General features: G+C 69.3%; 15 protein-coding genes. 9 read left to right on the top strand and 6 right to left on the bottom strand.

All coding sequences use genetic code 11. From position 1 onward, the window contains the following. Positions 1-510: 510 nt before the first annotated feature. The 6 genes from Q9G87_RS43165 to Q9G87_RS43140 all read left to right on the top strand — a co-directional run bounded on the left by Q9G87_RS43165 (position 511) and on the right by Q9G87_RS43140 (position 8,384). Positions 511-2,271: an ABC transporter substrate-binding protein gene (locus Q9G87_RS43165; RefSeq protein WP_305922416.1), complete on the top strand. Its 1,761-nt coding sequence runs from the start codon at positions 511-513 to the stop codon at positions 2,269-2,271. A gap of 73 nt (positions 2,272-2,344) precedes the next feature. Next, positions 2,345-3,340: an ABC transporter permease gene (locus tag Q9G87_RS43160; RefSeq protein ID WP_305922415.1), complete on the top strand. Its 996-nt coding sequence runs from the start codon at positions 2,345-2,347 to the stop codon at positions 3,338-3,340. Then, positions 3,337-4,221: an ABC transporter permease gene (locus Q9G87_RS43155; RefSeq protein WP_305922414.1), complete on the top strand. Its 885-nt coding sequence runs from the start codon at positions 3,337-3,339 to the stop codon at positions 4,219-4,221. Before Q9G87_RS43160 ends, Q9G87_RS43155 begins: the two co-directional genes overlap by 4 nt. Continuing rightward, entirely contained in the window at positions 4,218-5,159 is a 942-nt protein-coding gene (locus tag Q9G87_RS43150; protein WP_305922413.1) for an ABC transporter ATP-binding protein, read from the top strand. The genes Q9G87_RS43155 and Q9G87_RS43150 overlap by 4 nt, the downstream gene beginning before the upstream one ends. Next, on the top strand, positions 5,159-6,034 hold the full coding sequence (locus tag Q9G87_RS43145) for an ABC transporter ATP-binding protein (protein ID WP_305922420.1): 876 nt from the start codon (positions 5,159-5,161) through the stop codon (positions 6,032-6,034). The genes Q9G87_RS43150 and Q9G87_RS43145 overlap by 1 nt, the downstream gene beginning before the upstream one ends. A gap of 10 nt (positions 6,035-6,044) precedes the next feature. Then, positions 6,045-8,384 carry a glycoside hydrolase family 2 protein gene (locus Q9G87_RS43140; protein ID WP_305922412.1) on the top strand — a complete coding sequence of 780 codons (2,340 nt, stop codon included), beginning with the start codon at positions 6,045-6,047 and terminating at the stop codon, positions 8,382-8,384. Here the strand turns inward: Q9G87_RS43140 and Q9G87_RS43135 are convergent. From Q9G87_RS43135 to Q9G87_RS43125, 3 genes are all read right to left on the bottom strand, one after another. Beyond that, a complete protein-coding gene (locus Q9G87_RS43135) occupies positions 8,374-9,042 on the bottom strand; it encodes a DUF6879 family protein (protein WP_305922411.1) in 669 nt (222 codons plus the stop codon). The genes Q9G87_RS43140 and Q9G87_RS43135 overlap by 11 nt on opposite strands. Positions 9,043-9,130: 88 nt before the next feature. Next, the gene (locus tag Q9G87_RS43130; RefSeq protein ID WP_305922410.1) at positions 9,131-9,622 is read right to left on the bottom strand and encodes a DUF1707 SHOCT-like domain-containing protein; all 492 of its coding nucleotides are present in this window, start codon (positions 9,620-9,622) and stop codon (positions 9,131-9,133) included. Positions 9,623-9,650: 28 nt separating this feature from the next. Beyond that, positions 9,651-10,382 carry a PadR family transcriptional regulator gene (locus tag Q9G87_RS43125; protein ID WP_305922409.1) on the bottom strand — a complete coding sequence of 244 codons (732 nt, stop codon included), beginning with the start codon at positions 10,380-10,382 and terminating at the stop codon, positions 9,651-9,653. A 289-nt stretch (positions 10,383-10,671) separates the two neighbouring features. On the opposite strand from Q9G87_RS43125, the gene Q9G87_RS43120 reads away from it, so the two are divergent. The 3 genes from Q9G87_RS43120 (at position 10,672) to Q9G87_RS43110 (ending at position 15,495) form a co-directional block, all read left to right on the top strand. After that, entirely contained in the window at positions 10,672-11,400 is a 729-nt protein-coding gene (locus tag Q9G87_RS43120) for a metal-dependent hydrolase (RefSeq protein WP_305922408.1), read from the top strand. A 155-nt stretch (positions 11,401-11,555) separates the two neighbouring features. Beyond that, positions 11,556-14,282 (top strand): aconitate hydratase AcnA, encoded by a 2,727-nt coding sequence (acnA, locus tag Q9G87_RS43115; RefSeq protein ID WP_305922407.1) that lies wholly within the window; start codon positions 11,556-11,558, stop codon positions 14,280-14,282. Between the two features lie 379 nt (positions 14,283-14,661). Next, positions 14,662-15,495, top strand: a complete 834-nt coding sequence (locus Q9G87_RS43110) for a CAP domain-containing protein (protein WP_305922406.1) — start codon at positions 14,662-14,664, stop codon at positions 15,493-15,495. 90 nt (positions 15,496-15,585) lie between these two features. Here Q9G87_RS43110 and Q9G87_RS43105 read toward each other — a convergent pair whose 3' ends face one another. From Q9G87_RS43105 to Q9G87_RS43095, 3 genes are all read right to left on the bottom strand, one after another. Next, on the bottom strand, positions 15,586-16,986 hold the full coding sequence (locus Q9G87_RS43105; protein ID WP_305922405.1) for a sugar porter family MFS transporter: 1,401 nt from the start codon (positions 16,984-16,986) through the stop codon (positions 15,586-15,588). Between the two features lie 68 nt (positions 16,987-17,054). Next, positions 17,055-19,514 carry a polynucleotide kinase-phosphatase gene (locus tag Q9G87_RS43100; RefSeq protein ID WP_305922404.1) on the bottom strand — a complete coding sequence of 820 codons (2,460 nt, stop codon included), beginning with the start codon at positions 19,512-19,514 and terminating at the stop codon, positions 17,055-17,057. Next, positions 19,498-21,120 (bottom strand): 3' terminal RNA ribose 2'-O-methyltransferase Hen1, encoded by a 1,623-nt coding sequence (locus Q9G87_RS43095; protein WP_305922403.1) that lies wholly within the window; start codon positions 21,118-21,120, stop codon positions 19,498-19,500. Before Q9G87_RS43095 ends, Q9G87_RS43100 begins: the two co-directional genes overlap by 17 nt. Positions 21,121-21,134 lie beyond the last annotated feature (14 nt).

Here is a 21,134-nt window from a genome sequence, read left to right as displayed (position 1 = left end):
TCGCCGTCACCGTGTCGCCGTCACCGTGTCGCCGTCACCGTGTCGCCGTCACCGTGTCGCCGTCACCGTGTCGCCGTCACCGTGTCGCCGTCACCGTGTCGCCGTCACCGTGTCGCCGTCACCGTGTGTGAGGGTGCCGTTCAGTGGCCTTGTTGAACCGGTTAGTCGTCGCCTCGGCGGGCGGGTGTTCGTGCTGAATGAGGCCGCGGCGCCGATATGGGAGCGCTTCCAAACGCACGTCTCGAAAGCGTCACGGCTATTGACGGCATGGACATGCGGAATTTACGTTCGCGGTACTTATCCGGTTCAGCAGGTCGCGTGACCTGTGACTACTGAAGAGTGATCGCTCACCGGTCTCATAGGCGGAGCGTGCTTGCGTTTACGTGTGGGAGCGCTCCCAGCAAACCCGGCACCAGCAGGCGCGGGGTCCGTCCGAGCCCGGCCCATCGGGGGTGTTGAAGCACACGTGCGAACCTTCGCGCCAGACGCGCGGAGGGAAGGAGAGAAGCGATGCGTAACCGGGCTCGGATCATGATTCCGCTCGTGGCGGCGGGCCTGCTCGCCACGGCCTGCACCGGCGGCGGATCCACGCCGACCCCGCCGGCCGGTCAGACACAGGGGAGCCAGGGCGCGGCGGCTCCTGCCAACCCCGATCAGCTGCCGCGTAGCGAGACGCTCTACACCACGGGCACGCAATGGGGTCCACCGGCCAACTTCAACCCGATCCGGGAATGGGACTCGGCCGTGGGCACCAAGGGCCTGGTGTACGAGTCGCTGTTCCACTACGACACCACCGCGGCCAAGCTCACCCCGTGGCTGGCCGAGAGCGGCTCGTGGACCGACGACTCCACCTATCAGGTCAAGCTGCGCCAGGGGATCAAGTGGTCCGACGGGCAGCCGCTGACCGCCAAGGACGTGGTGTTCTCGTTCGAGCTCGGCAAGATGGAGACGATCCCGTACCACAACCTGTGGACCTGGCTGAAGACCGTCGAGGCCGTTGACGACCAGACGGTGAAGTTCACCTTCTCCAAGGCCAACTACCAGCAGTGGGACTTCAACCTCTACGGCCGCACGATCGTGCCCGAGCACATCTGGAAGGGCCGCTCGGAGAAGGAGGTCCTGGACGGGGTCAACGAGAACCCGGTCGGCACCGGCGCGTACAAGTTCATGAGCAAGGATCAGGACCGCGTGGTGCTGCAGCGCCGCGACGACTGGTGGGGCAAGACGGCGCTGAACATGGAGCCCAAGCCCCGCTACATCGTGGACATCGCCACCCCGAGCAACGAGGTCGCGCTGGGTCTGCTGATGCAGAAGGGCCTGGACCTGTCCAACAACTTCCTGCCCGGCGTGGCGAACCTGGTCAAGGGCAACTTCGGCCTGACGACCTACTACGCCGAGCCGCCGTACCACCTGTCCGCCAACACCGCCTGGCTGGTGCCCAACAACACCAAGAAGCCGATGAACGACCCGGCCTTCCGCAAGGCGCTGGCCTCCTCCATCGACACCAAGCAGATCGTCGAGGGCGTCTACGGCAACCTGGTCAAGGCCTCCAGCCCGACCGGCCTGCTGCCGCAGTGGGAGCAGTTCGTGGACCAGAACGTGGTCTCCTCGTCCGGGTTCGCGTTCGACGCCGCCAAGGCCAAGAAGCTGCTGTCGGACGCCGGCTACAAGGACACCGACGGCGACGGGTTCGTGGAGAACAAGGACGGCTCCAAGATGAACCTGACGCTCATCGTGCCGTCCGGCTGGACCGACTGGATGGAGTCGGCCCGGTCCATCGCGACCAGCGCCAAGGGCGCCGGCATCCAGATCACGCCGGACTTCCCCGACTTCAACGCACTGGTCGAGAAGCGCGCCAAGGGCGACTACGACCTGCTCATCAACAACGAGCGGCAGCTGTCGAACTCGCCGTACACCTACTACGAGTACATGTTCCAGCTGCCGATCCAGAAGCAGCAGAACACGGTCAACTTCGCCCGTTACGAGAACAAGAAGGCCTGGGACCTGGTGCAGCAGCTCGACCAGGTCAAGACCGACGACGTCGAGGGCATGAAGAAGATCATCTCGCAGCTCCAGCAGATCCACCTGGACGACATGCCGGTGATCCCGCTCTGGTACAACGGCCTGTGGGCGCAGTCCAGCAACTCCGTGTGGAAGAACTGGCCGTCCGGCGCGGGCAGCGCTCCCAAGACCGGCGCCGTCATGTGGCGTAACTGGCTCGAACTCGGCGGTTTCGAGAGCCTCACCCAGCTCCAGCCCTCCGGCTCCTGATCGGCCCCTCGACCCCGCCAACCCCCTCTAGCCCCCCGCTCGCCGAGCGGGGGGCCTTCCCGGAGAGCCGCACGTGCGTCGTTATTTCGGCAGAAAACTCCTCATCTACGGATTGACCTTCTTCGTCGCGGTCACGGTCAACTGGATGATCCCGCGCTTCATGCCGGGAGACCCCGTCGCCAGCATGGTGGCCAGGGCCAACGTGACCAGGCCCGAGGCCGTGGAGGCCATGCGGGCCTACTACAACAACCTCTTCGGCTTCGACCAGCCGCTGTGGCAGCAGTACCTGAACTTCTGGGGCGCCCTGTTCAGGGGCGACTTCGGGCTGAGCATCTGGCTGTTCCCGACGCCGGTCAGCGACGTGATCATCAACGCGGTGCCGTACACGCTGGCGCTGATCGTCCCGTCGGTGCTGCTCAGCTGGGTGGTGGGCAACCAGTTCGGCGCGTACGCCGCCCGCCGCAAGCTCCTCGACAACACCGTGCTCCCCGTCGGATACGTGTTGACGGCCATGCCGTACATGTGGCTGGCGGTGCTCCTGGCGTGGGCGCTCGGCGTGATCGGCGGCTTCTTCCCGGTCGCCGGCGGCTACAGCTTCTCGATGCGCCCCAACTGGTCGTGGACCTTCATGCTCGACCTGGTGCACCACTGGACGCTGCCGTTCCTGTCGTTGTTCCTGGTGGCGCTGGGCGGCTGGGCCATCGGCATGCGCAACATGATCATCTATGAGCTGGAGTCCGACTACTCCAACTACCTGTCGGCGCTCGGCGCCCCGTCCAGGCTGATCCGCAGGTACGCCTTCCGCAACGCCGTCCTGCCGCAGATCACCGGCCTGGCGCTGCAACTGGGCGTGCTGGTGGCCGGAGCGCTGGTCACCGAGATCGTCTTCGCCTATCCGGGCCTCGGCAGCCTGATTCTCAACGCCATCAAGAACAAGGACTTCTTCCTCCTCCAGGGCTCGTTCCTGTTCATCGTGCTCGGCGTGCTGATCGCCAACTTCATCATCGACATCGTCTACGTCGTGGTCGATCCGCGGACCAGGGCGGGAATGGCGGGTGCGCAGGCATGACGACGCTCCAGGAAGTCGCCCCGCGCGAGCGGGCCGGGGTGCGGCGCGAGGCGCTGTACTTCGCGGTGCGCAATGGCAAGCTGATGACCGGCCTCGGCATCGTGCTCGCGCTGCTCGTGCTGGGCCTGATCGGGCCGCTGTTCGTGGACGCCGCGCCCAACCAGTACGGCCCGAAGCCCATGAGCCCGCCCTCCGGCGAGTACTGGCTCGGCACCAGCACGTTCGGCCAGGACATCTTCGCCCAGTTCGTGCACGGCCTGCGCAGCACCTTCGCGGTCGGCGTGATCGGCGGCGGCATCGCCGCGGTCATCGGCATGGTCGTCGGCTTCGTGGCCGGCTACCTCGGCGGCATCGTCGACGAGGTGCTCAACATGCTGACCAACATCATCCTGGTCATCCCGACCCTGGCCGTGCTGCTGATCATCAACGCGTACCTGGGCATCCGCAGCGTGGCCGTGCAGGGCCTGTTCATCGGGCTGACGCAGTGGCCGTGGGCGGCGCGGGCGATCAGGGCGCAGACGTTCTCGCTGCGTACGCGGGAGTTTGTGGACCTGGCCAGGATGAGCGGCTCGGGCACCGGGCGGATCATCGCCAGGGAGGTCGCGCCGAACATGAGCTCCTACCTGTTCATGACGTTCATCCTGCTGTTCGGCGGCTCGGTGCTCATCGCCTCCTCGCTGGACTTCATCGGCCTCGGCCCCACCGAGGGGGTCTCGCTGGGGTTGATGCTGCAGAACGCCACCCAGTGGAGCGCACTCCAGTTAGGCATGTGGTGGTGGTTCGTGCCGCCGGGCGCGGCGATCACGGCCATCGTGGGCGCCCTGTACGTGGCCAACGTCGGCCTCGACGAGGTCTTCAACCCGAAGCTGAGGGAGACATGAGTCTGCGGGTCAGCGAGCTGCGCGTGCACTACAGGACGCTGAAGGGCGAGGTACGCGCCCTCGACGGCATGTCCTTCGACCTCGGCGACGGCGAGATCCTCGGCCTGGTCGGCGAGTCCGGCTGCGGCAAGAGCACGCTGGGCAAGAGCCTCATCCGCATGGACGGCCGCATGCAGCACGTGGGCGGCCGCGTAGAGCTCGACGGCACGGAGCTGCCGATCGCCGACGACCGCAGGATGAACGACTTCCGCTTCAAGGAGGTCTCCCTCATCCCGCAGTACGCCATGAGCGCGCTCAACCCCACCCGCAAGATCCGCAAGATGGTCGGCGAGCTGCTCAAGTCGCGGGGCGCGGCCCTGGACGCCGCCGAGCTGGAGCGCCGGATGGACCAGGTCGGGCTGCCCCGCGAGGTGCTCGACCGCTACCCGATCGAGTTGTCGGGCGGCATGAAGCAGCGCATGGTGATGGTCATCTCCACCCTGCTCGACCCGTCGCTGCTGATCGCCGACGAGGTCACCTCCGCGCTGGACGTCTCCACCCAGAAGGCCGTCGCCCGCGCCCTGCTCGGCTTCCGCGACAGCGGCTACGTCAAGAGCATGATCTTCGTCACCCACGACCTCGCGCTCACCCACCACATCGCCGACACGATCATGGTCATGTACGCGGGCAAGCTGGCCGAGAAGGCGCCCGCCGACGTGATCGTCAAAGCGCCGCGGCACCCGTACACGAGGCTACTCCTGGACTCCCTGCCCGAGGTCGGCGTGCGGTATGCCGAGCGCCGGCTGGAGGGCATCGCCGGCAGCCCGCCGTCGCTGCTTAACCCGCCCGCCGGTTGCCGCTTCCGCGATCGTTGCCCGATCGCCGGGGACGAGTGCGCCGAGGAGCCGCCGGTGGTCGAGATCGCGCCCGCCCACCACGTCGCCTGCTGGAAGGCATGATGCTGAGACTCGACGACGTCACCAAGGAATTCAGGATCGGCGCCTTCGGCGGCAAGACCGTCGCGGCCGTGCGGAGCGTCAGCTTCGACGTCGTGCCCGGCGAGGTCGTCTCCCTGATCGGGGAGAGCGGCAGCGGCAAGAGCACGATCGGCCGCATGATCCTCGGGCTGAACCCGGTGACCAGCGGCTCGATCACGTTCGACGGGCGGCCGGTGCGCGGCGCCAAGGAGTATTACCGCCACGTCCAGGGGATCTTCCAGGACCCGTTCAGCTCGTTCAACCCGGTGTTCAAGGCCGACCGCGTGTTCGCCATGATCAAGGAGTCGTACTACCCGGCGGTGCCCGAGCAGGAGTGGGACGAGCGGGTGCGCGCCGCGCTGCGGGACGTGCGGCTCAATCCCGACCAGGTGCTCGGCAAGTATCCGCACCAGCTCAGCGGCGGCCAGCTGCAGCGCCTGCTCATCGCCCGGGCGCTGATGCTGGACATCAAGCTGCTGGTGGCCGATGAGATCACCAGCATGCTGGATGCCTCCACCCGCATCGATGTGCTCAACCTGCTGGCCGAGCTGAAGACGAGGGGTCTCGGCGTGCTCTACATCACGCACGACCTGTCGCTCGGCAACTACCTCGCCGAGCGCACAGTGGTGCTGCGCAAGGGCGGCGTGGTGGAGATGGGGCTGACGGACAAGGTCTTCGGCGACCCGCTGCACCCGTACACGCGCGAGCTGCTGTCGGCGGTGCCGCGTCTGCACGAGGAGTGGGCCGACGCCGCGGCCGTGGACACCTGCCTCTACCACGAGCGCGGCACGACAGGGGCCCTGCTGGAGGCCGGACCGGGGCATTTCGTGGCCTGCGCCCAGCTCGAAACCTGCTAAGGAGATCTACTTGACCTACCGTCCGCTGCACGACGGCTGGACCCTGTCGTCGCAGGACATCACGGGCGTGGCCGCGACCGTGCCCGGCTGTGTGCACACCGATCTGCTCGCGGCCGGGATCATCGACGACCCCTATCTCGACGACCACGAGCACCGGCTGGCCTGGATCGGCCGGACAGAATGGACCTACCGCACCACGTTCGCCTGGTCGCCGGACGAGCACGAGCGCACGGACCTGGTGTGCGAGGGCCTGGACACGGTCGCCGCGATCGAGCTCAACGGGGTGCGCGTCGGCAGCACGGCCAACCAGCACCGCTCCTACCGCTTTCCTGTCCGCCACCTGCTGCGGGACGGTGACAACGAGCTGACGGTGACCTTCGGTTCGGCCTACGCCTACGCCGAGGAGCGGCGGGCGGCGCTCGGGACGCGGCCGGGCGCCTACGACGAGCCCTATCCCTTCATCCGCAAGATGGCCTGCAACTTCGGCTGGGACTGGGGTCCCACGCTGGTGACGGCCGGGATCTGGCGGCCGATCGGGCTGGAGAGCTGGAGCGGCGCCAGGCTGGCGGAGGTGCGCCCGCTGGCGCACGCGGACGGCACGGTGCATGTGCACGTCCGCGTCGAGCGGACCACCGAGGAGCCGCTCACGCTGTCCGCCGAGATCGCCGGGGTCACCGCGGAGCAACGCGTGGACGGGCGGGCCGCCGTGCTCTCGCTCCAGGTCTCCGACCCCGAGCCGTGGTGGCCACGCGGGTACGGCGACCAGCCCCTCTACGACCTGGCCGTCCGCCTCGGCGAGGACGTATGGCGGGGCAGGGTCGGGTTCCGGTCCGTGGAGCTGGAGCGTGAGGCGTTCAGGCTCGAGGTCAACGGCGTCCCGGTCTTCGTCAAGGGCGTCAACTGGATCCCCGACGACTGCTTCCCCTCCCGCGTCACCAGGGAACGCCTGGCCGAGCGGCTCGGGCAGGCCGTGGCCGCAGGGGTCAACCTGCTGCGGGTCTGGGGCGGCGGCCTGTACGAGAGCGACGACTTCTACGACCTGGCCGACGAGCTGGGCCTGATGGTCTGGCAGGACTTCCCGTTCGCCTGCGCCGCCTACCCGGAGGAGGAGCCGTTCCGCTCCGAGGTGGCCGCGGAGGCCAGGGAGAACGTGTCCCGGCTCGCTCCGCATCCCAGTCTGGTGGTGTGGTGCGGCAACAACGAGAACCTGGAGGGCCACGCCGACTGGGGCTGGCAGGAGCGGCTCGAGGGGCGCAGCTGGGGGGCGGGGTTCTACTACGACCTGCTCCCCGGGATCGTCGCCGAGCTCGACCCCACGCGCCCGTACTGGCCGGGCAGTCCTTACTCGGGCGCGCCCGGCCTGCCGCCGAACGACCCCGCACGTGGCACGATCCACATCTGGGACGTCTGGAACCGCGAGGACTACTCCCGGTACGCCGCCTACCGGCCCCGCTTCGTGGCCGAGTTCGGCTTCCAGGGGCCGCCCGCGTATGCGACCCTGCGCCGGGCCTCCTCCGACGAGCCGCTGACGCCGGACTCCGCGCACCAGAAGGCGATCGACGGGCGCGCCAAGCTGCTGCGCGGGCTGGGTGAGCACCTGCCGCGGCCCGAGACGTTCGACGACTGGCACTACCTGACTCAGCTCAACCAGGCGCGGGCGGTGACGTTCGGCGTCGAGCGGTTCCGCTCGCTCATGCCCTGGACGATGGGCACGATCGTCTGGCAGCTCAACGACTGCTGGCCGGTGACGTCGTGGTCGGCCGTCGACGGCGACGGCCGCCGCAAGCCGCTCTGGTACGCGCTGCGCCGCGCCTACACCCACCGGCTGCTCACCGTGCAGGACGGCGAGCTCGCCCTGGTCAACGACCTGCCCGAGCCCTGGTCGGGTGAGCTGCACCTGGTCCGGCAGAGCCTGTCGGGCGAGCCTTTGGCCAAGGAGGTCGTGGCCGTGCACGTGGCCCCCCGGTCGGTGACCAAGGTGACGCTGCCGGAGCCGGTCGCCGTGCCCGACGACCCGGCGCGGGAGCTGCTCGCCGCCCGGCTGGGCCACGTCCGGGCGGTGCGCCTCTACGCCGAGGACACCGCCGTGGCGTTGCCCGACGCAGCCTACGACGCCTACGTCGAGCGCTCGTCCGGCGGCTACCGGGTGATCGTGACCGCGATCAGCCTGCTGCGGGAGCTCGCGATCTTCCCCGACCGGCTCGACCCCGACGCGAGCGTGGACGACCAGCTCGTCACCCTGCTGCCGGGCGAGAGCGCGGTCTTCCAGGTCACCACGGCCAGGGATCTGGACGCCCGGGCGTTGACGAGCTTTCCCGTGCTGCGGTGCGTGAACGAGGTCAGACCCTGAACTCCTCGGTGCGGTGCGCGTACGCGGGCACCGCGGCCCGCATCGCGTCGGTGACGACCGGCGGCGGCAGCGGCGCGATCTCGCGCTCGTGGAAGCGCAGCACGTCCTCGCCGCCGGCGTACAACTCGCGCACCGCCCGCAGGCAGGGGGCCACGACATGGGGATCGGTGATGCGCCGGCCTCCCCCGCAACCGCCGTAGCGGTCGTAGAGCACCTCGTACATGAGGGACGGCGAGAAGATCACCAGCTCGGGCAGGGGGTCGTGGGCGGCGACCCGCTCGGCGGGCACCACCCGGCAGGGTGATCCGGCCCGGGCGCGCACGGCCAGCACGTGCAGCTCCCACTGCAGGTAGGCGGTGATCGGAAACTCCACCACCCGCACCCGCCAGACCGGCACGCGGCTGCGGAAGTAATCCTCCAGCGGCCCGGCCATGCGCTCGGCCAGGGCCAGCGAGCCCGCCCAGTCACCGTCCATCATGGCCCGCCAGCTCGCCACGTCCGGCTCGTAGAACACCTGGGCGCGCTCCAGCTTCCACATCGGCTCGGTGCGTGCGGCGTGGTCGCGGTCGAATCGGGACTGATAGTCCGGCACGTCCAGGTCGAGCCCGTCGGCGTGCGCGACGGCGGCGAACGGGTTGGCCGGAGTGCCCTCGGTCATGCGGCGTCCCTTTCGCGTTTTAAGGCCCGCCCAGATCATCAGTTCAGCCCTCGACAGGGTCAAGGCCCAAAACCGACCTGGACGGACCTCAGCGGCGATAGTGGAAACGCCGGTGGATCAGGCTGAAGACCATCGCGCCCACGAACAGCGCGAACAGCACCTTGAAGATGCCGAGCCCGAAGATCAGGCTCAGCACCATGAGCCCGAACAGCACGCCGACGAACGGGTGCGGGCCCCGGTGATGCTGCCGCCACGGGTGCCCGTGGCGGTGCCACTGTCGCCGCATCTCCCTGTGCGCCTGGCGCATGTCGCCATGGGCCTGCCGCATGGCCTCGACCTGGTAGCGGTTCGCCATCATCGAGGCGCGCCAGTCGTCCATGGCGTGCTGTGGGGTGGGCTGGTGCCCGGGTAGGTCGGCCGTGATCTGCGTCAGGTCCCGGCCGGTCTTGGCGGTCAGCGTCCGGTCGAGCCGCTCGTCGAGCTCCTCGTGGGTCAGGCGGCCCTGCGCGAAGTGCTCACGCAGGGCGGCCATCGTCTGCTCACGCTCGGCATCGCCGATGCGCAGGTCGTCACGCTCCATACCCGACTCCTCGGTCCCCGTAGCCCGGTCACTCCTCGCCCGGTTCGTCGTCTGCCAGGATCTGGTAGAGCTTGCGCCGGGTCTCTACCAAAGTCTTACGCGCTTCCCGGATTTGTGCGTCGTTTCCGGTTTGGAGAATTTGCATCATCGCGAAGGCCGACTGGCGGGCGATGTGCCAGAGATCGGCGGTGTTGTCGTCGATGTCCGGGCGCATCTCGTCCCACGGGGCGCGGACCTCGTCGGCGTGCGCCTCGATGTAATTGCGGCCTTCGTCGGTGAGGCGGAAGGTCTTGCGGCCTTCGCTCTCCTCCGAAACCACCAGGCCCTCATCGGTGAGCTGCTGCAGCGCCGGGTAGACGGCGCCAGGGCTGGGCTTCCAGCCGCCCTCGCTGCGCTCGGCGATCTCCTGGATGATCTGGTAGCCGTTGCGCGGCTCCTCGGCGAGCAGGGCCAGGATCGCGGCGCGCACGTCGCCCCGCTTGGCCTTGCGGCCCCTGCCGCCCCAGCCGCGGTGACCGCCCCACGGCCCGCCGGGGCCGCCCCAGGGACCGCCCCGCCCGAAGTCGAACGGGAACGGCCCGGGACCGCGCCGCGGGCCGCGCTCCCGGTGCTCGTGGTGGTGGTGCCGGCCACCCATCTGCTCGAAGGCCTCAGACAAGGTCTTGAACGCCTCGCGGGCTGCCTGCTTGGCCTCGCGGGCCGCCTGACGGTATTCGTGTGCGCCGGGCCAGTGCCCTCCTGCTGCTTGTGCGGAACTCATAGGTTTCCCCCTATATCGTGATCTGTTCTCGATGCGTCAACGATATATCGATAGTGTGTCGTTCGCAAGCACAGACCAAGAGTGATCCAGATCACGAAAAAGTTGCGGAATCCGGGAACAGGATTGGGGAGAGGGTCGTTGTTCAGAGCAGACGAGGTCGTTCCGCGTCGGCAGGGCTGGGGGGTGCTGTCGCCGCGGAGACGACCTCGTCTGCGTTTCCGGGGCATGCTTCGCCGTGTCCGGCCCCGCTTCACCGCGTAAAGGGCTTCTTTGCCGTACAGTCCCGATCATGATGGGGCACACGCATGCGTTGACCGGGGCCATCGCCTGGTTGGGGCTGGCGCCGCCGCTGGCGGCGCTGCCGCTGCTGACCGAGTCCTCCCGGTTCATCGAGACAGGGATCATGGCGGGCGCGTTAGGCCCCGCCGAGCTGATCGCGGGCGCCGTGGTCTGCGCGGGCGCCGCGATGCTGCCCGACCTCGACCACCCGAGCGCGACCATCGCTCAGACGTTCGGACCGGTCACGTGGGGGCTCAGCAAGGCCGTGTCGTGGATCAGCGGCGGGCACCGCGGCGCCACGCATTCGCTGGCCTTCGCCGTGGCGATGGGGTTCGGGGCGCACTGGCTGGCCAACACCTATCCCATCGGCCGCGACATCATGGTCGTGCTGCTCATCGGTCTCGCGCTGCGCGCGGTGGGCATCGGGATCCCGGGGAACAAGATGGGGTCCGCCATGATCAACGTCGGGCTGACCGCCGGGCTCTATGCCGTCTTCCTGTCACTGTCCGTCGGGTACGCGTGGCTGGGGCTGGCCGTGGCGATCGGCTGCCTGATGCATGTGGTGGGCGACTGCATGACCGAACGGGGCTGTCCGGTGTTGTGGCCGCTGGGCGCGAAGTTCCTGTTGCCGTGGAAGATCGGCATCAAGACGGGCAAGAAGTTCGAGCAGAAGATCCTGGCGCCGATCCTGTCGGTCGCGATCATCGGCCTGCTGTTCTGGCGCCTGGCGCCCGTTTAACTTGATGTCGAGATACTCTAGAGATATCTTGACGTCGAGACATCTGCGCCGCAGTGCTCCGGGCCTGCGAGTTAGGTTTACCTAACATGCATGCTCCTCCGGGAGTGCGGCAGGATTTGGTCTGGAACCCTGTCTGATGGAGGAGGCGAATCACCGTGTCCGCGAACAGCTTCGGCAGCCGTGACACGCTACGCGTCGGCGACGCGTCTTACGAGATTTTCCGGCTGGATGCCGTCGAGAGCGCCGCACGCCTCCCGTACAGCCTGAAGATCCTGCTGGAAAACCTCCTTCGCACCGAGGACGGCGCCAACATCACCGCCGACCACATCCGGGCGCTGGGATCGTGGGACCCCAAGGCGACGCCGAGCGTGGAGATCCAGTTCACGCCCGCGCGCGTGATCATGCAGGACTTCACCGGCGTGCCGTGCGTGGTCGACCTGGCCACCATGCGTGAGGCCGTCCGCGACCTCGGCGGCGACCCGGCCCGCATCAACCCGCTCGCGCCCGCCGAGATGGTCATCGACCACTCGGTCATCGTCGACTTCTTCGGCCACCCCGACGCCTTCCAGCGCAACGTGGAGCGGGAGTACGAGCGCAACCGCGAGCGTTACCAGTTCCTGCGCTGGGGCCAGACGGCCTTCGACGAGTTCAAGGTCGTGCCGCCCGGCACCGGCATCGTCCACCAGGTCAACATCGAGCACCTGGCCCGCGTGGTCATGACCCGCGACGGGAAGGCCTACCCCGACACCTGCGTCGGCACCGACTCCCACACCACCATGGAAAACGGCATCGGCGTCCTCGGCTGGGGCGTCGGCGGCATCGAGGCCGAGGCCGCGATGCTCGGCCAGCCGATCTCCATGCTGATCCCGCGGGTGGTCGGCTTCAAGCTCAACGGCCAGCTCCCGGCCGGCGCGACCGCCACCGACCTGGTCCTGACGATCACCGAGATCCTGCGCAAGCACGGCGTGGTCGGCAAGTTCGTGGAGTTCTACGGCCAGGGCGTGGCGTCCGTGCCGCTGGCCGACCGGGCCACGATCGGCAACATGAGCCCCGAGTTCGGCTCCACCTGCGCCATCTTCCCGATCGACGGCCAGACCGTCGACTACCTGCGGCTGACCGGGCGCAGCGAGGAGCAGATCGCGCTCGTCGAGGCGTACGCCAAGACGCAGGGTCTCTGGCTCGACCCCTCCGCGCCCGAGCCGGAGTTCTCCGAATACATCGAGCTCGACCTGGCCACCGTCGTGCCGTCCATCGCCGGGCCCAAGCGCCCGCAGGACCGCATCGCACTGTCGGCCGCCAAGACCACCTGGCGCCACGACGTGCAGAACTACGTGGCCGACGGGGATGAGGAGGGTGAGGAGTCGTTCCCCGCCTCCGACGCGCCCGCCTCCAATTCCGCGGCCAACGGCGGCCGGCCGCACAAGCCGGTCCCGGTCACGATGGCCGACGGCACGTCGTTCGAGATCGACCACGGCATCGTCTCGATCGCCGCGATCACCTCGTGCACCAACACCTCCAACCCCTTCGTCATGCTCGGCGCGGCGCTGCTGGCCCGCAACGCCGTCGACAAGGGCCTGACCCGCAAGCCGTGGGTCAAGACCTCGCTGGCCCCCGGGTCGCAGGTGGTCACCGGCTACTTCGAGCGTTCCGGGCTGCAGCCCTACCTCGACAAGATCGGCTTCAACCTGGTCGGCTACGGGTGCACCACCTGCATCGGCAACTCGGGGCCGCTGCCGACGGAGATCTCCGAGGCCATCCAGGCCAACGACCTCGCGGTCACGGCCGTGCTCTCGGGCAACCGCAACTTCGAGGGCCGCATCAACCCCGACGTCAAGATGAACTACCTGGCCTCGCCGCCGCTCGTGGTGGCGTACGCGCTGGCCGGGACCATGGACATCGACCTCGACACCGAGCCGCTCGGCCTCGGCACCGACGGCGAGCCGGTCTACCTCAAGGACATCTGGCCGTCGCCGGAGGAGATCTCCGCCGTGGTCAACTCCTCCATCGGCCGCGACATGTTCGAGCGTGACTACGCCGACGTGTTCAAGGGCGACGACCACTGGCGCTCGCTGCCGATCCCGACCGGCAACACCTTCGAGTGGGACCCGGACTCGACCTACGTCCGCAAGGCGCCCTACTTCGACGGCATGCCGGAGAAGCCGGAGCCGGTCACGGACATCGCCGGCGCCCGCGTGCTGGTCAAGGTCGGCGACTCGGTCACCACCGACCACATCTCGCCGGCCGGCTCCATCAAGGCCGGCACCCCGGCCGCGCAATACCTGCAGGTCAACGGGGTCGAGGTCAAGGACTTCAACTCCTACGGCTCGCGGCGCGGCAACCACGAGGTGATGATCAGGGGCACGTTCGCCAACATCCGCCTGCGCAACCAGATCGCGCCGGGCACCGAGGGCGGCTACACCCGCGACTTCACCCAGCCCGAGAGCCCCGTGTCGTTCATCTACGACGCCTCGGTCAACTACGCGGCCGCGGGGACGCCGCTGGTTGTGCTGGCGGGCAAGGAATACGGCTCGGGCTCCTCGCGCGACTGGGCGGCCAAGGGCACGGCGCTACTGGGCGTGCGGGCGGTCATCGCGGAGTCCTACGAGCGCATCCACCGCTCCAACCTGATCGGCATGGGCGTGCTGCCGCTGCAGTTCCCCGAGGGCGCGTCCGCCGCATCCCTGGGACTGACGGGCGAGGAGACGTTCGACATCACGGGCGTCGAGGAGCTCAACAAGGGCGGCATCCCGCAGACGGTGCACGTCAAGGCGGGCGATGTCGAGTTCGACGCGGTGGTCCGCATCGACACGCCCGGCGAGGCCGACTACTACCGGCACGGCGGCATCATGCAGTACGTGCTGCGTTCGCTGCTCGCCAAGTAGATCTTCCCGCGCGCCCGTCCGGTCATGAGCCGGGCGGGGGCGGGGAGCCCTTGGCAGTTTCGTCGAGCCGGGGGTGGGGCGCGATCCTCACGCGCCCGTATCGGGGGAACCACCCGACACATGAGAGCCGCCCGGCGGGAAACCCCCGCCGGGCGGCTTTCGCGTTTTCGGGGGCAGCCGGCCGTGTCGAACGTCACAAGCCTCCGATGGGTTTCGGTCCGGCCGGCAGGACCGGCCGATCGTCCGGCACAGACGCTTCAACGATCACTTTGGTTTACTCGCACATCACCGGAATATTGCGAATTTGATGACAAATGGGTTGCGGTCCCGACAGAATGCGGAGCCATCCAGCGTCTACCGCAACTGGAGGAAACCCCCTATGCGTAGACCCCTTGGGGTACTCGCCGGCTTCGTGAGCCTGGCCGCGCTCTGCGTCCCGGTCACGGCGGCCGAGGCCGCAACGGCGTCGGAGGCAGCCAGGTGCCGCGTCAGCGTGGCCAAGCCCCGGCTCAACAGCGCATTGAAGATCGAATCCTTTGCCGCCCGCCGCGGCTGCTTCTCATCCGCGCTGCTGCGCATCCGGATCAAGCGCGCCGTCCCCGGCCGCGACCCCGTGGTCAAGAGCGGGGCCACCAGGAACGGCCGCGTCAAGGTCGCGGTGGCCTGCGAGCCCGGCGTCTACTACGCCCTCGCCACCGACCTCCGCGGCCGTACCATCGCCAAGTCCAGGGCGGCCAGGTTGTCCTGCTCCCCAGACAGCAGCAGCACTCCCACCCCGACGCCGTCGAGCTCCCCCACCGCGACGCCTTCGACGGGGGCGGTGGGCACTGCCGAGGAGAACGAGGTCGTCCGGCTGACCAACGCCGAGCGGGCCAAGGGCGGTTGCGGACCGCTCAACCATGACCCGCAGCTGCGGGCGGCCGCCTTCGGCCACTCCCAGGACATGGCGAGGACCGGCCACTTCGACCACACCTCCCAGGACGGCCGCAGCTTCACCGACCGGATCAAGGCGGCCGGGTTCACCGGAGGATCGGCCTGGGCCGAGAACATCGCCTTCGGCCAGCCCTCACCCGCCTCCGTGGTCCAGGGCTGGATGAACAGCCCGGGTCACCGCGCCAACATCATGAACTGCCGGTTCAACCTGATCGGCGTCGGGGCGGCCAAGAACTCCCAGGGCCGGATCTACTGGACCCAGGACTTCGCGGCCCGGTAAAGCGCTAGGCCACCCACCGCCTCTCCCTGCGGCCCGATCCGCGCCTCGGGCCGCGGGGAGAAGGTGCGGTACGCCGAGACGCCGCGAAGGTTAACCCATTTCCTCAAGTTTGCGACCCTTGGTCTCCCTGACGTATTTGGCCACGAACAGGAACGACAGCAGCGCGAACAGCGCGTACCCGGCGTACGTGAGCGGCAGGTTCCACGCCGACAGGGCCGGGAACGACACCGTGATCGCCCAGTTGGCGATCCACTGGGCCGCGGCGGCGAGGCCCAGGCCTGCGGCGCGGATGCGGTTGGGGAACATCTCGCCCAGCAGCACCCACACCACGACGCCCCACGACAACGCGAAGAACAACACGAACACGTTGGCCGCGATCAGCGCGATCGGCCCCTGCGGGTCCGGCAACGAGACCGCGCCATCGGCGACCCTGGCCGCGCTGAACGCCCACGCCGCGGTGCCCAGCGAGACCGCCATCCCGGCCGAGCCGATCATGAGCAGTGGCCTGCGGCCGATCTTGTCCACGAGCGAGATCGCGATGAACGTTCCGATGATGTTGATGATCGAGCTGGAGAAGCTGATCAGCAGGGAGTCGGCCTGGTTGATGCCGACCGACTGCCACAGCACGGTCGAGTAGTAGAAGATCACGTTGATGCCGACGAACTGCTGGAAGACCGACAGGGCGATGCCGACCCAGACGATCGGCAGCAGCCCGAGCGCCGGCCCGCGCAGATCCGTCATGCCCGGCACGCGCTGGGTCCGCAACACGTGCTGGATCTCCGAGATCCGCTCGTCGATGTCCACCCCGTCGCCCTCGACCTCGGCCAGCACCTCGCGTGCCCGCCTGGTGCGCCCTCGCATGACGAGGTAGCGGGGCGACTCGGGGATGTTCAGGGCGAACAGCAGATACAGCAGGGCCGGCACCGCGCAGGCGCCCAGCATCCACTGCCACGCCTGCAGCGGCCCCAGGTGGTTGTTCACGTCGCCGCCGGCCCGCCAGGCGATCAGGTAGTTGACCAGCTGCGAGACCGCGATGCCGAGCACGATGGCCAGCTGCTGGAGCGAGCCCAACCGGCCCCGGTAGGCTGCCGGGGCCACCTCGGCGATGTACGCGGGCGCCAGGACCGAGGCCATGCCGATCGCGAAGCCCGCCATCACCCGCCACACCGCGAGATCCCAGATCGCGAACGGCAACATCTGCCCGATCGAGCTCACCGCGAACAGCAGCGCCGCCACCTGCATGGACCTGGTCCGCCCCAGCCGATCGGCCAACCGGCCACCCGTCCACGCGCCCGCGGCGGACCCGAGCAGCGCGATGGCCACCACGAACCCGATCTCGACCGGCCCGACGCCGAAGTGCCTGCGGATCCCGACGACCGCGCCGTTGATGACGGCGCTGTCGTACCCGAACAGGAACCCGCCCATGGCCGCGGCGGCCGTGATGAAGAGCACGTGGCCCAGGTGCTCGTGGTGCGTGCGCTGAGACGTCATGCGGGTTCCTCCCCTGGGGTCGGGACATACCCGCACGTCAGCGACGTATCGCTCGGCTTACCCAAGCTTTACAGCCGCGGGTCCACCGGCTCCGACTCCAGGGCCAGCACGGCGAAGACCGGCTCGTGCACCCGCCAGGCCGGCTCGCCGTCCGCCAGCCGCGACAGCGCCTCCAGACCCAGCGTGTACTCGCGCAGCGCCAGCGAGCGCTTCTTGCCGAGGAAACGCCTGCGCAGCACGTCGAGCGACTCGGTGTAGTCAGGGCCGTAGATGATCCGCAGGTATTCGCGTCCGCGGACTTTGACCCCGGGCTGCACCCGGCCGGGCGCGTACGCGGACGGCTTGACCACCATGCCCTCGCCGCCCGCCGCCGTCATCGACTCCCACCAGGCGGTCGCCTCGGCCCTGGACTCCGGCGAGCCGAGGTCGACGAACACGTGGCGGGTCGGGGCGATCAGCGGCGAGTCGAGCAGCGCCAGCGTGCTCAGGTGCCAGGCGTGCGGCTCCAGCGCCGTGGCCCGGCCCTCGCAGGCGAGGATCTGGAACGGCGCCAGCTTGACACCCTCCAGCCCGTCGACCGGCCAGCAGTAACGGGCATAGGCCTCGCGGAACAGGGCAGCGTTGTGCGAGCGGCGGCGGGTGCGGTCCAGCAGATCGCCCACATCCAGCCCGCGCTCGGCCGCCGCCTCCAGGGCCCGCACCGCCTCGGGCAGCGCGGCGCGGGCGGCCGCGCCGACGGAGGCGTACTGGCTCCTGATGAGGTCGCCGGCCTTGGCGGACCAGGGCAGCAGCTCGCAGTCGAGCACCACCCAGTCGGAGCCGAGCTCAGCCCACAGCGGCTCGCAGGCCGCCCGCAGCCGTTCGACGAGCGGCCCCGTGTCGGCGAAGAACGGCCGCCCGGTGCGCGTGTAGACGGCGCCGGCGCTGCCGTCGCTCACCCCGAACCGGGTCGCGGCCGCCTCCGGGGTCCTGGCCAGCACGGCGACGGCCCGCGAGCCCATGTGCTTCTCCTCGCACACGACCTCGCGCACCCCGGCGGCGGCGAACTCCTCGAACGCCTCGTGCGGGTGCTCCAGGTAGCCGTCGAGCCGGGAGGTCTCCGGCGGGGCCATGGTGGGCGGCAGGTAGACCAGCCAGCGCGGATCCACCGCGAAGCGGCTCATGACCTCCAGGGCCGCGGCCGCGTTTTCCTCCAGGATCTTCACCCGGGCGCCGAACCTGGTCTCCACGTGGCGGGTGCCGATCACGTCGTTGACGTCCAACATGCCCGGGTCGCGGACGCCCGCGCCGAGCGGCTTCGTCGGCTCGTACCAGACCTTCTCCGCCGGGACCTGGACGATCTGGCGCTCGGGGTAGCGCAGGGCGGTCAGGTGGCCGCCGAAGACGCAGCCGGTGTCGAGGCAGATCGTGTTGTTGATCCACTCGGGCCGGAGCGTGGGCGTGTGGCCGTAGACGACCATGGCGCGGCCACGGTATTCCTCGGCCCACGGCAGGCGGACCGGCAGGCCGTATTCGTCGGTCTCGCCGGTGGTGTCGCCGTACAGGGCGAACGAGCGCACCCGCTTGGAGGCCCGCCCGTGGTAGGCCTCCTTGAGCCCGGCGTGCGCCACCACGAGCCGGCCGCCGTCCAGGCGGTAGTGGCTGAGCAGGCCGTCCATGAACCGCTTGGCCCGCTCGACGAACTCGGGCGGCTGGGCGCCGAGCTGGTCGAGCGACTCCTGCAGGCCGTGGGTGACCTTGACGTTGCGGCCGTTCAGCGCGCGCACCAGCTTCTGCTCGTGGTTGCCCGCCACGCAGATCGCGGTGCCCGCCTCGACCATGTCCATCACCAGGCGCAGCACTCCTGGCGTGTCGGGGCCGCGGTCCACCAGGTCACCGACGAACACGGCGGTCCGGCCGTCCGGGTGCCGGACGCCCTCCCAGCCGAGCTCGCGCAGCAGGGTCTCCAGCTCCGCGCGGCAACCGTGCACGTCGCCGATGACGTCGAACGGGCCGGTCAGCTCGGTCAGGTCCGACCACGCCTTCTCGTACGTGATCATCGCGTCGTCGATCTCGTCGAGGCCGCGCAGCACGTGGACCTTCCTGAAGCCGTCGCCGGAGATCTTGCCGAGCGAGCGGCGCAGGTCCTTGCGCTGGCGGATCACTACGCCGGGGCCGAAGTCGCGGTCGGGGCGGACGGCGTTGCGCTCGATCGCCACCTCCTCCGGCACGTCGAGCACGATCGCGTCGGCCAGCACGTCGTGCTTCCTGGCCAGGTCGATGAGGCTCTTGCGGGCGGTGTACTGGACGTTGGTGGCGTCGACCACGGTGAACAGGCCCCTGGACAGGCGCACGCCGACGATGTGGTGCAGCAGGTCGAACGCCGCCGGGGTGGCCGACTGGTCGTTCTCGTCGTCGGCGACCAGGCCGCGGCAGAAGTCGGAGGAGATGACCTGCGTCGGCTTGAAGTGCTTGCGCGCGAACGTGGACTTGCCGCTGCCGGAGACGCCGACCAGCACCACGAGGGACAGCTCAGGAACGCTGATCACGGGTGAACACTCCCATCTGGGTCGGCGGGCCGACCTCGGGGTCGTCGTCACCGACCGGCTCGAACGCGACCTGGTAGCCGTGCTCGGCGGCCACCCGGGTCGCCCAGGCGGCGAACTCGGCGCGGGTCCACTCGAAGCGGTGGTCGGGGTGGCGCAGGCCGGTCAGGAACTCATAGCGGACGTTGTGCTCGATGTTGGGCGTGGTGACGAGCACGTGGGCGGGCTTGGCGTGGCCGAACACGACCCGTTCGAGCGCGGTCAGGCGGGGCGGGTCGACGTGCTCGATCACCTCCATGAGGACGGCGGCGTCGTAGCCCTTGAGCCGCTTGTCGGTGTAGGTGAGCGCGCCCTGGAACAGGGTGAGGCGGGCGCGCTTGGCGTCGGGCATGCGGTCCAGGCGGAGCTTGCGTGCGGCGATGGTGAGCGCCATCGACGAGACGTCCATGCCGGCGACCCTGGCGAACCTGGGCCTGGCCAGCAGCGCGCCGACCAGCTCGCCCTGGCCGCAGCCCAGGTCGATCACGCTGACCGCGCCGAGCTCTTCGAGCTTGGCCAGCACGGCTTCCCGTCGCCGGACGCTGAGCGACTTGCCCTTGGACTCGCTCCCCTCGGTCCCCGCCACCTCGGCCGCGGCATCTGGCGCGCTCACGCCCTCCACACGCGCGCCACCGATGAGCGCGTCCTGCGCGAGCACGCCGGTCGCGGCGGGCGCGTAGGGCGCGGTGGGCGCGTCCGCGGGCGCGTAGGACGCGGCGGGTGCAGTGGTTGTGGCGTGGGCCTCGGCCTCGGCGGTGGCCAGTTCGTCGGCGGCCGTCTCCTCGGCAGGCGCGTCCTCCGCGACCGCGGGCTCCAGCTGCTCCTCCGTCTCGTCGCCGAGCTCGGCCAGCCGGGTCAGCGCGGTGCGGGCCAGGGCCCAGCGCCGGCCCAGGTAGCGCCGGGTGATCAGCCCGCGTTCCGGGTGCCCGCGCAGCCAGCCCTCACCGGCCCTGATCAGCTTGTCGACCTCGTCGGGCGCGATCCAGTAGTGCTTGCCGTCGTCGAGCACGGGCAGCAGCACATAGAGGTGGTTGAGCGCGTCGGACAGGCGGGCCGCGCCGCGCAGGGTGAGCCGGACATAGCGCGACTCGCCCCACTCCGGGAACCCCTCGTCGAGCGGGAGTGGCTGCGCCTCGACCTCCCAGCCGAGTGGCTCGAACAACCGCCGCGCCAGGTCGGGCCCACCCCGGCAGGGCAGCGCGGGCAGCCTCAGCTCCAGCGGCAGCGCCTGGCCGGGAAGCTCGGGCCGGGCCTTGCACCGGCCCGCCCGCGCCGTGCGGAACACGTCTCCCAGCGCCACGGCCAGCAGCGAGGACGCGGCGTAGGGGCGGTCGTTGACGTATTGCGACAGGCTGAAGTCGGGCGAGCCCTTGCCGCGCGACCTGACCAGCGCGATCGGGTCGACCTCCAGCAGGAGCGCCGCCGTGCACCGCTCCTCGCCCGCCTCGGGGTAGAACACCCTGGCCGTGCCGAACGACTGGCTGAACTCCTGCACGCGCCCGGGATGCTTGTGCAGGAGAAAACCCAGGTCGGTGGCAGGGCTCGCGGTGGTCGTGATCGTCAGCAGCACGCCCCAAGTTTGCC

Origin of the sequence: Nonomuraea turcica (genome assembly GCF_030718205.1) — a bacterium.
Lineage (GTDB): Bacteria > Actinomycetota > Actinomycetes > Streptosporangiales > Streptosporangiaceae > Nonomuraea.
Note: the sequence above shows the minus strand (reverse complement) of the source record. Positions and strands in the feature narration are given on the sequence as shown.

What these genes read in the sequence shown, in the direction of transcription:
- Q9G87_RS43165 (WP_305922416.1), top strand. Translation starts at nt 511, where the DNA reads ATGCGTAACCGGGCTCGGATCATGATTCCGCTCGTGGCGGCGGGCCTG.
- Q9G87_RS43155 (WP_305922414.1), top strand. Translation starts at nt 3,337, where the DNA reads ATGACGACGCTCCAGGAAGTCGCCCCGCGCGAGCGGGCCGGGGTGCGG.
- Q9G87_RS43150 (WP_305922413.1), top strand. Translation starts at nt 4,218, where the DNA reads ATGAGTCTGCGGGTCAGCGAGCTGCGCGTGCACTACAGGACGCTGAAG.
- Q9G87_RS43145 (WP_305922420.1), top strand. Translation starts at nt 5,159, where the DNA reads ATGCTGAGACTCGACGACGTCACCAAGGAATTCAGGATCGGCGCCTTC.
- Q9G87_RS43135 (WP_305922411.1), bottom strand. Translation starts at nt 9,042, where the DNA reads ATGACCGAGGGCACTCCGGCCAACCCGTTCGCCGCCGTCGCGCACGCC.
- Q9G87_RS43130 (WP_305922410.1), bottom strand. Translation starts at nt 9,622, where the DNA reads ATGGAGCGTGACGACCTGCGCATCGGCGATGCCGAGCGTGAGCAGACG.
- Q9G87_RS43125 (WP_305922409.1), bottom strand. Translation starts at nt 10,382, where the DNA reads ATGAGTTCCGCACAAGCAGCAGGAGGGCACTGGCCCGGCGCACACGAA.
- Q9G87_RS43120 (WP_305922408.1), top strand. Translation starts at nt 10,672, where the DNA reads ATGATGGGGCACACGCATGCGTTGACCGGGGCCATCGCCTGGTTGGGG.
- Q9G87_RS43110 (WP_305922406.1), top strand. Translation starts at nt 14,662, where the DNA reads ATGCGTAGACCCCTTGGGGTACTCGCCGGCTTCGTGAGCCTGGCCGCG.
- Q9G87_RS43105 (WP_305922405.1), bottom strand. Translation starts at nt 16,986, where the DNA reads ATGACGTCTCAGCGCACGCACCACGAGCACCTGGGCCACGTGCTCTTC.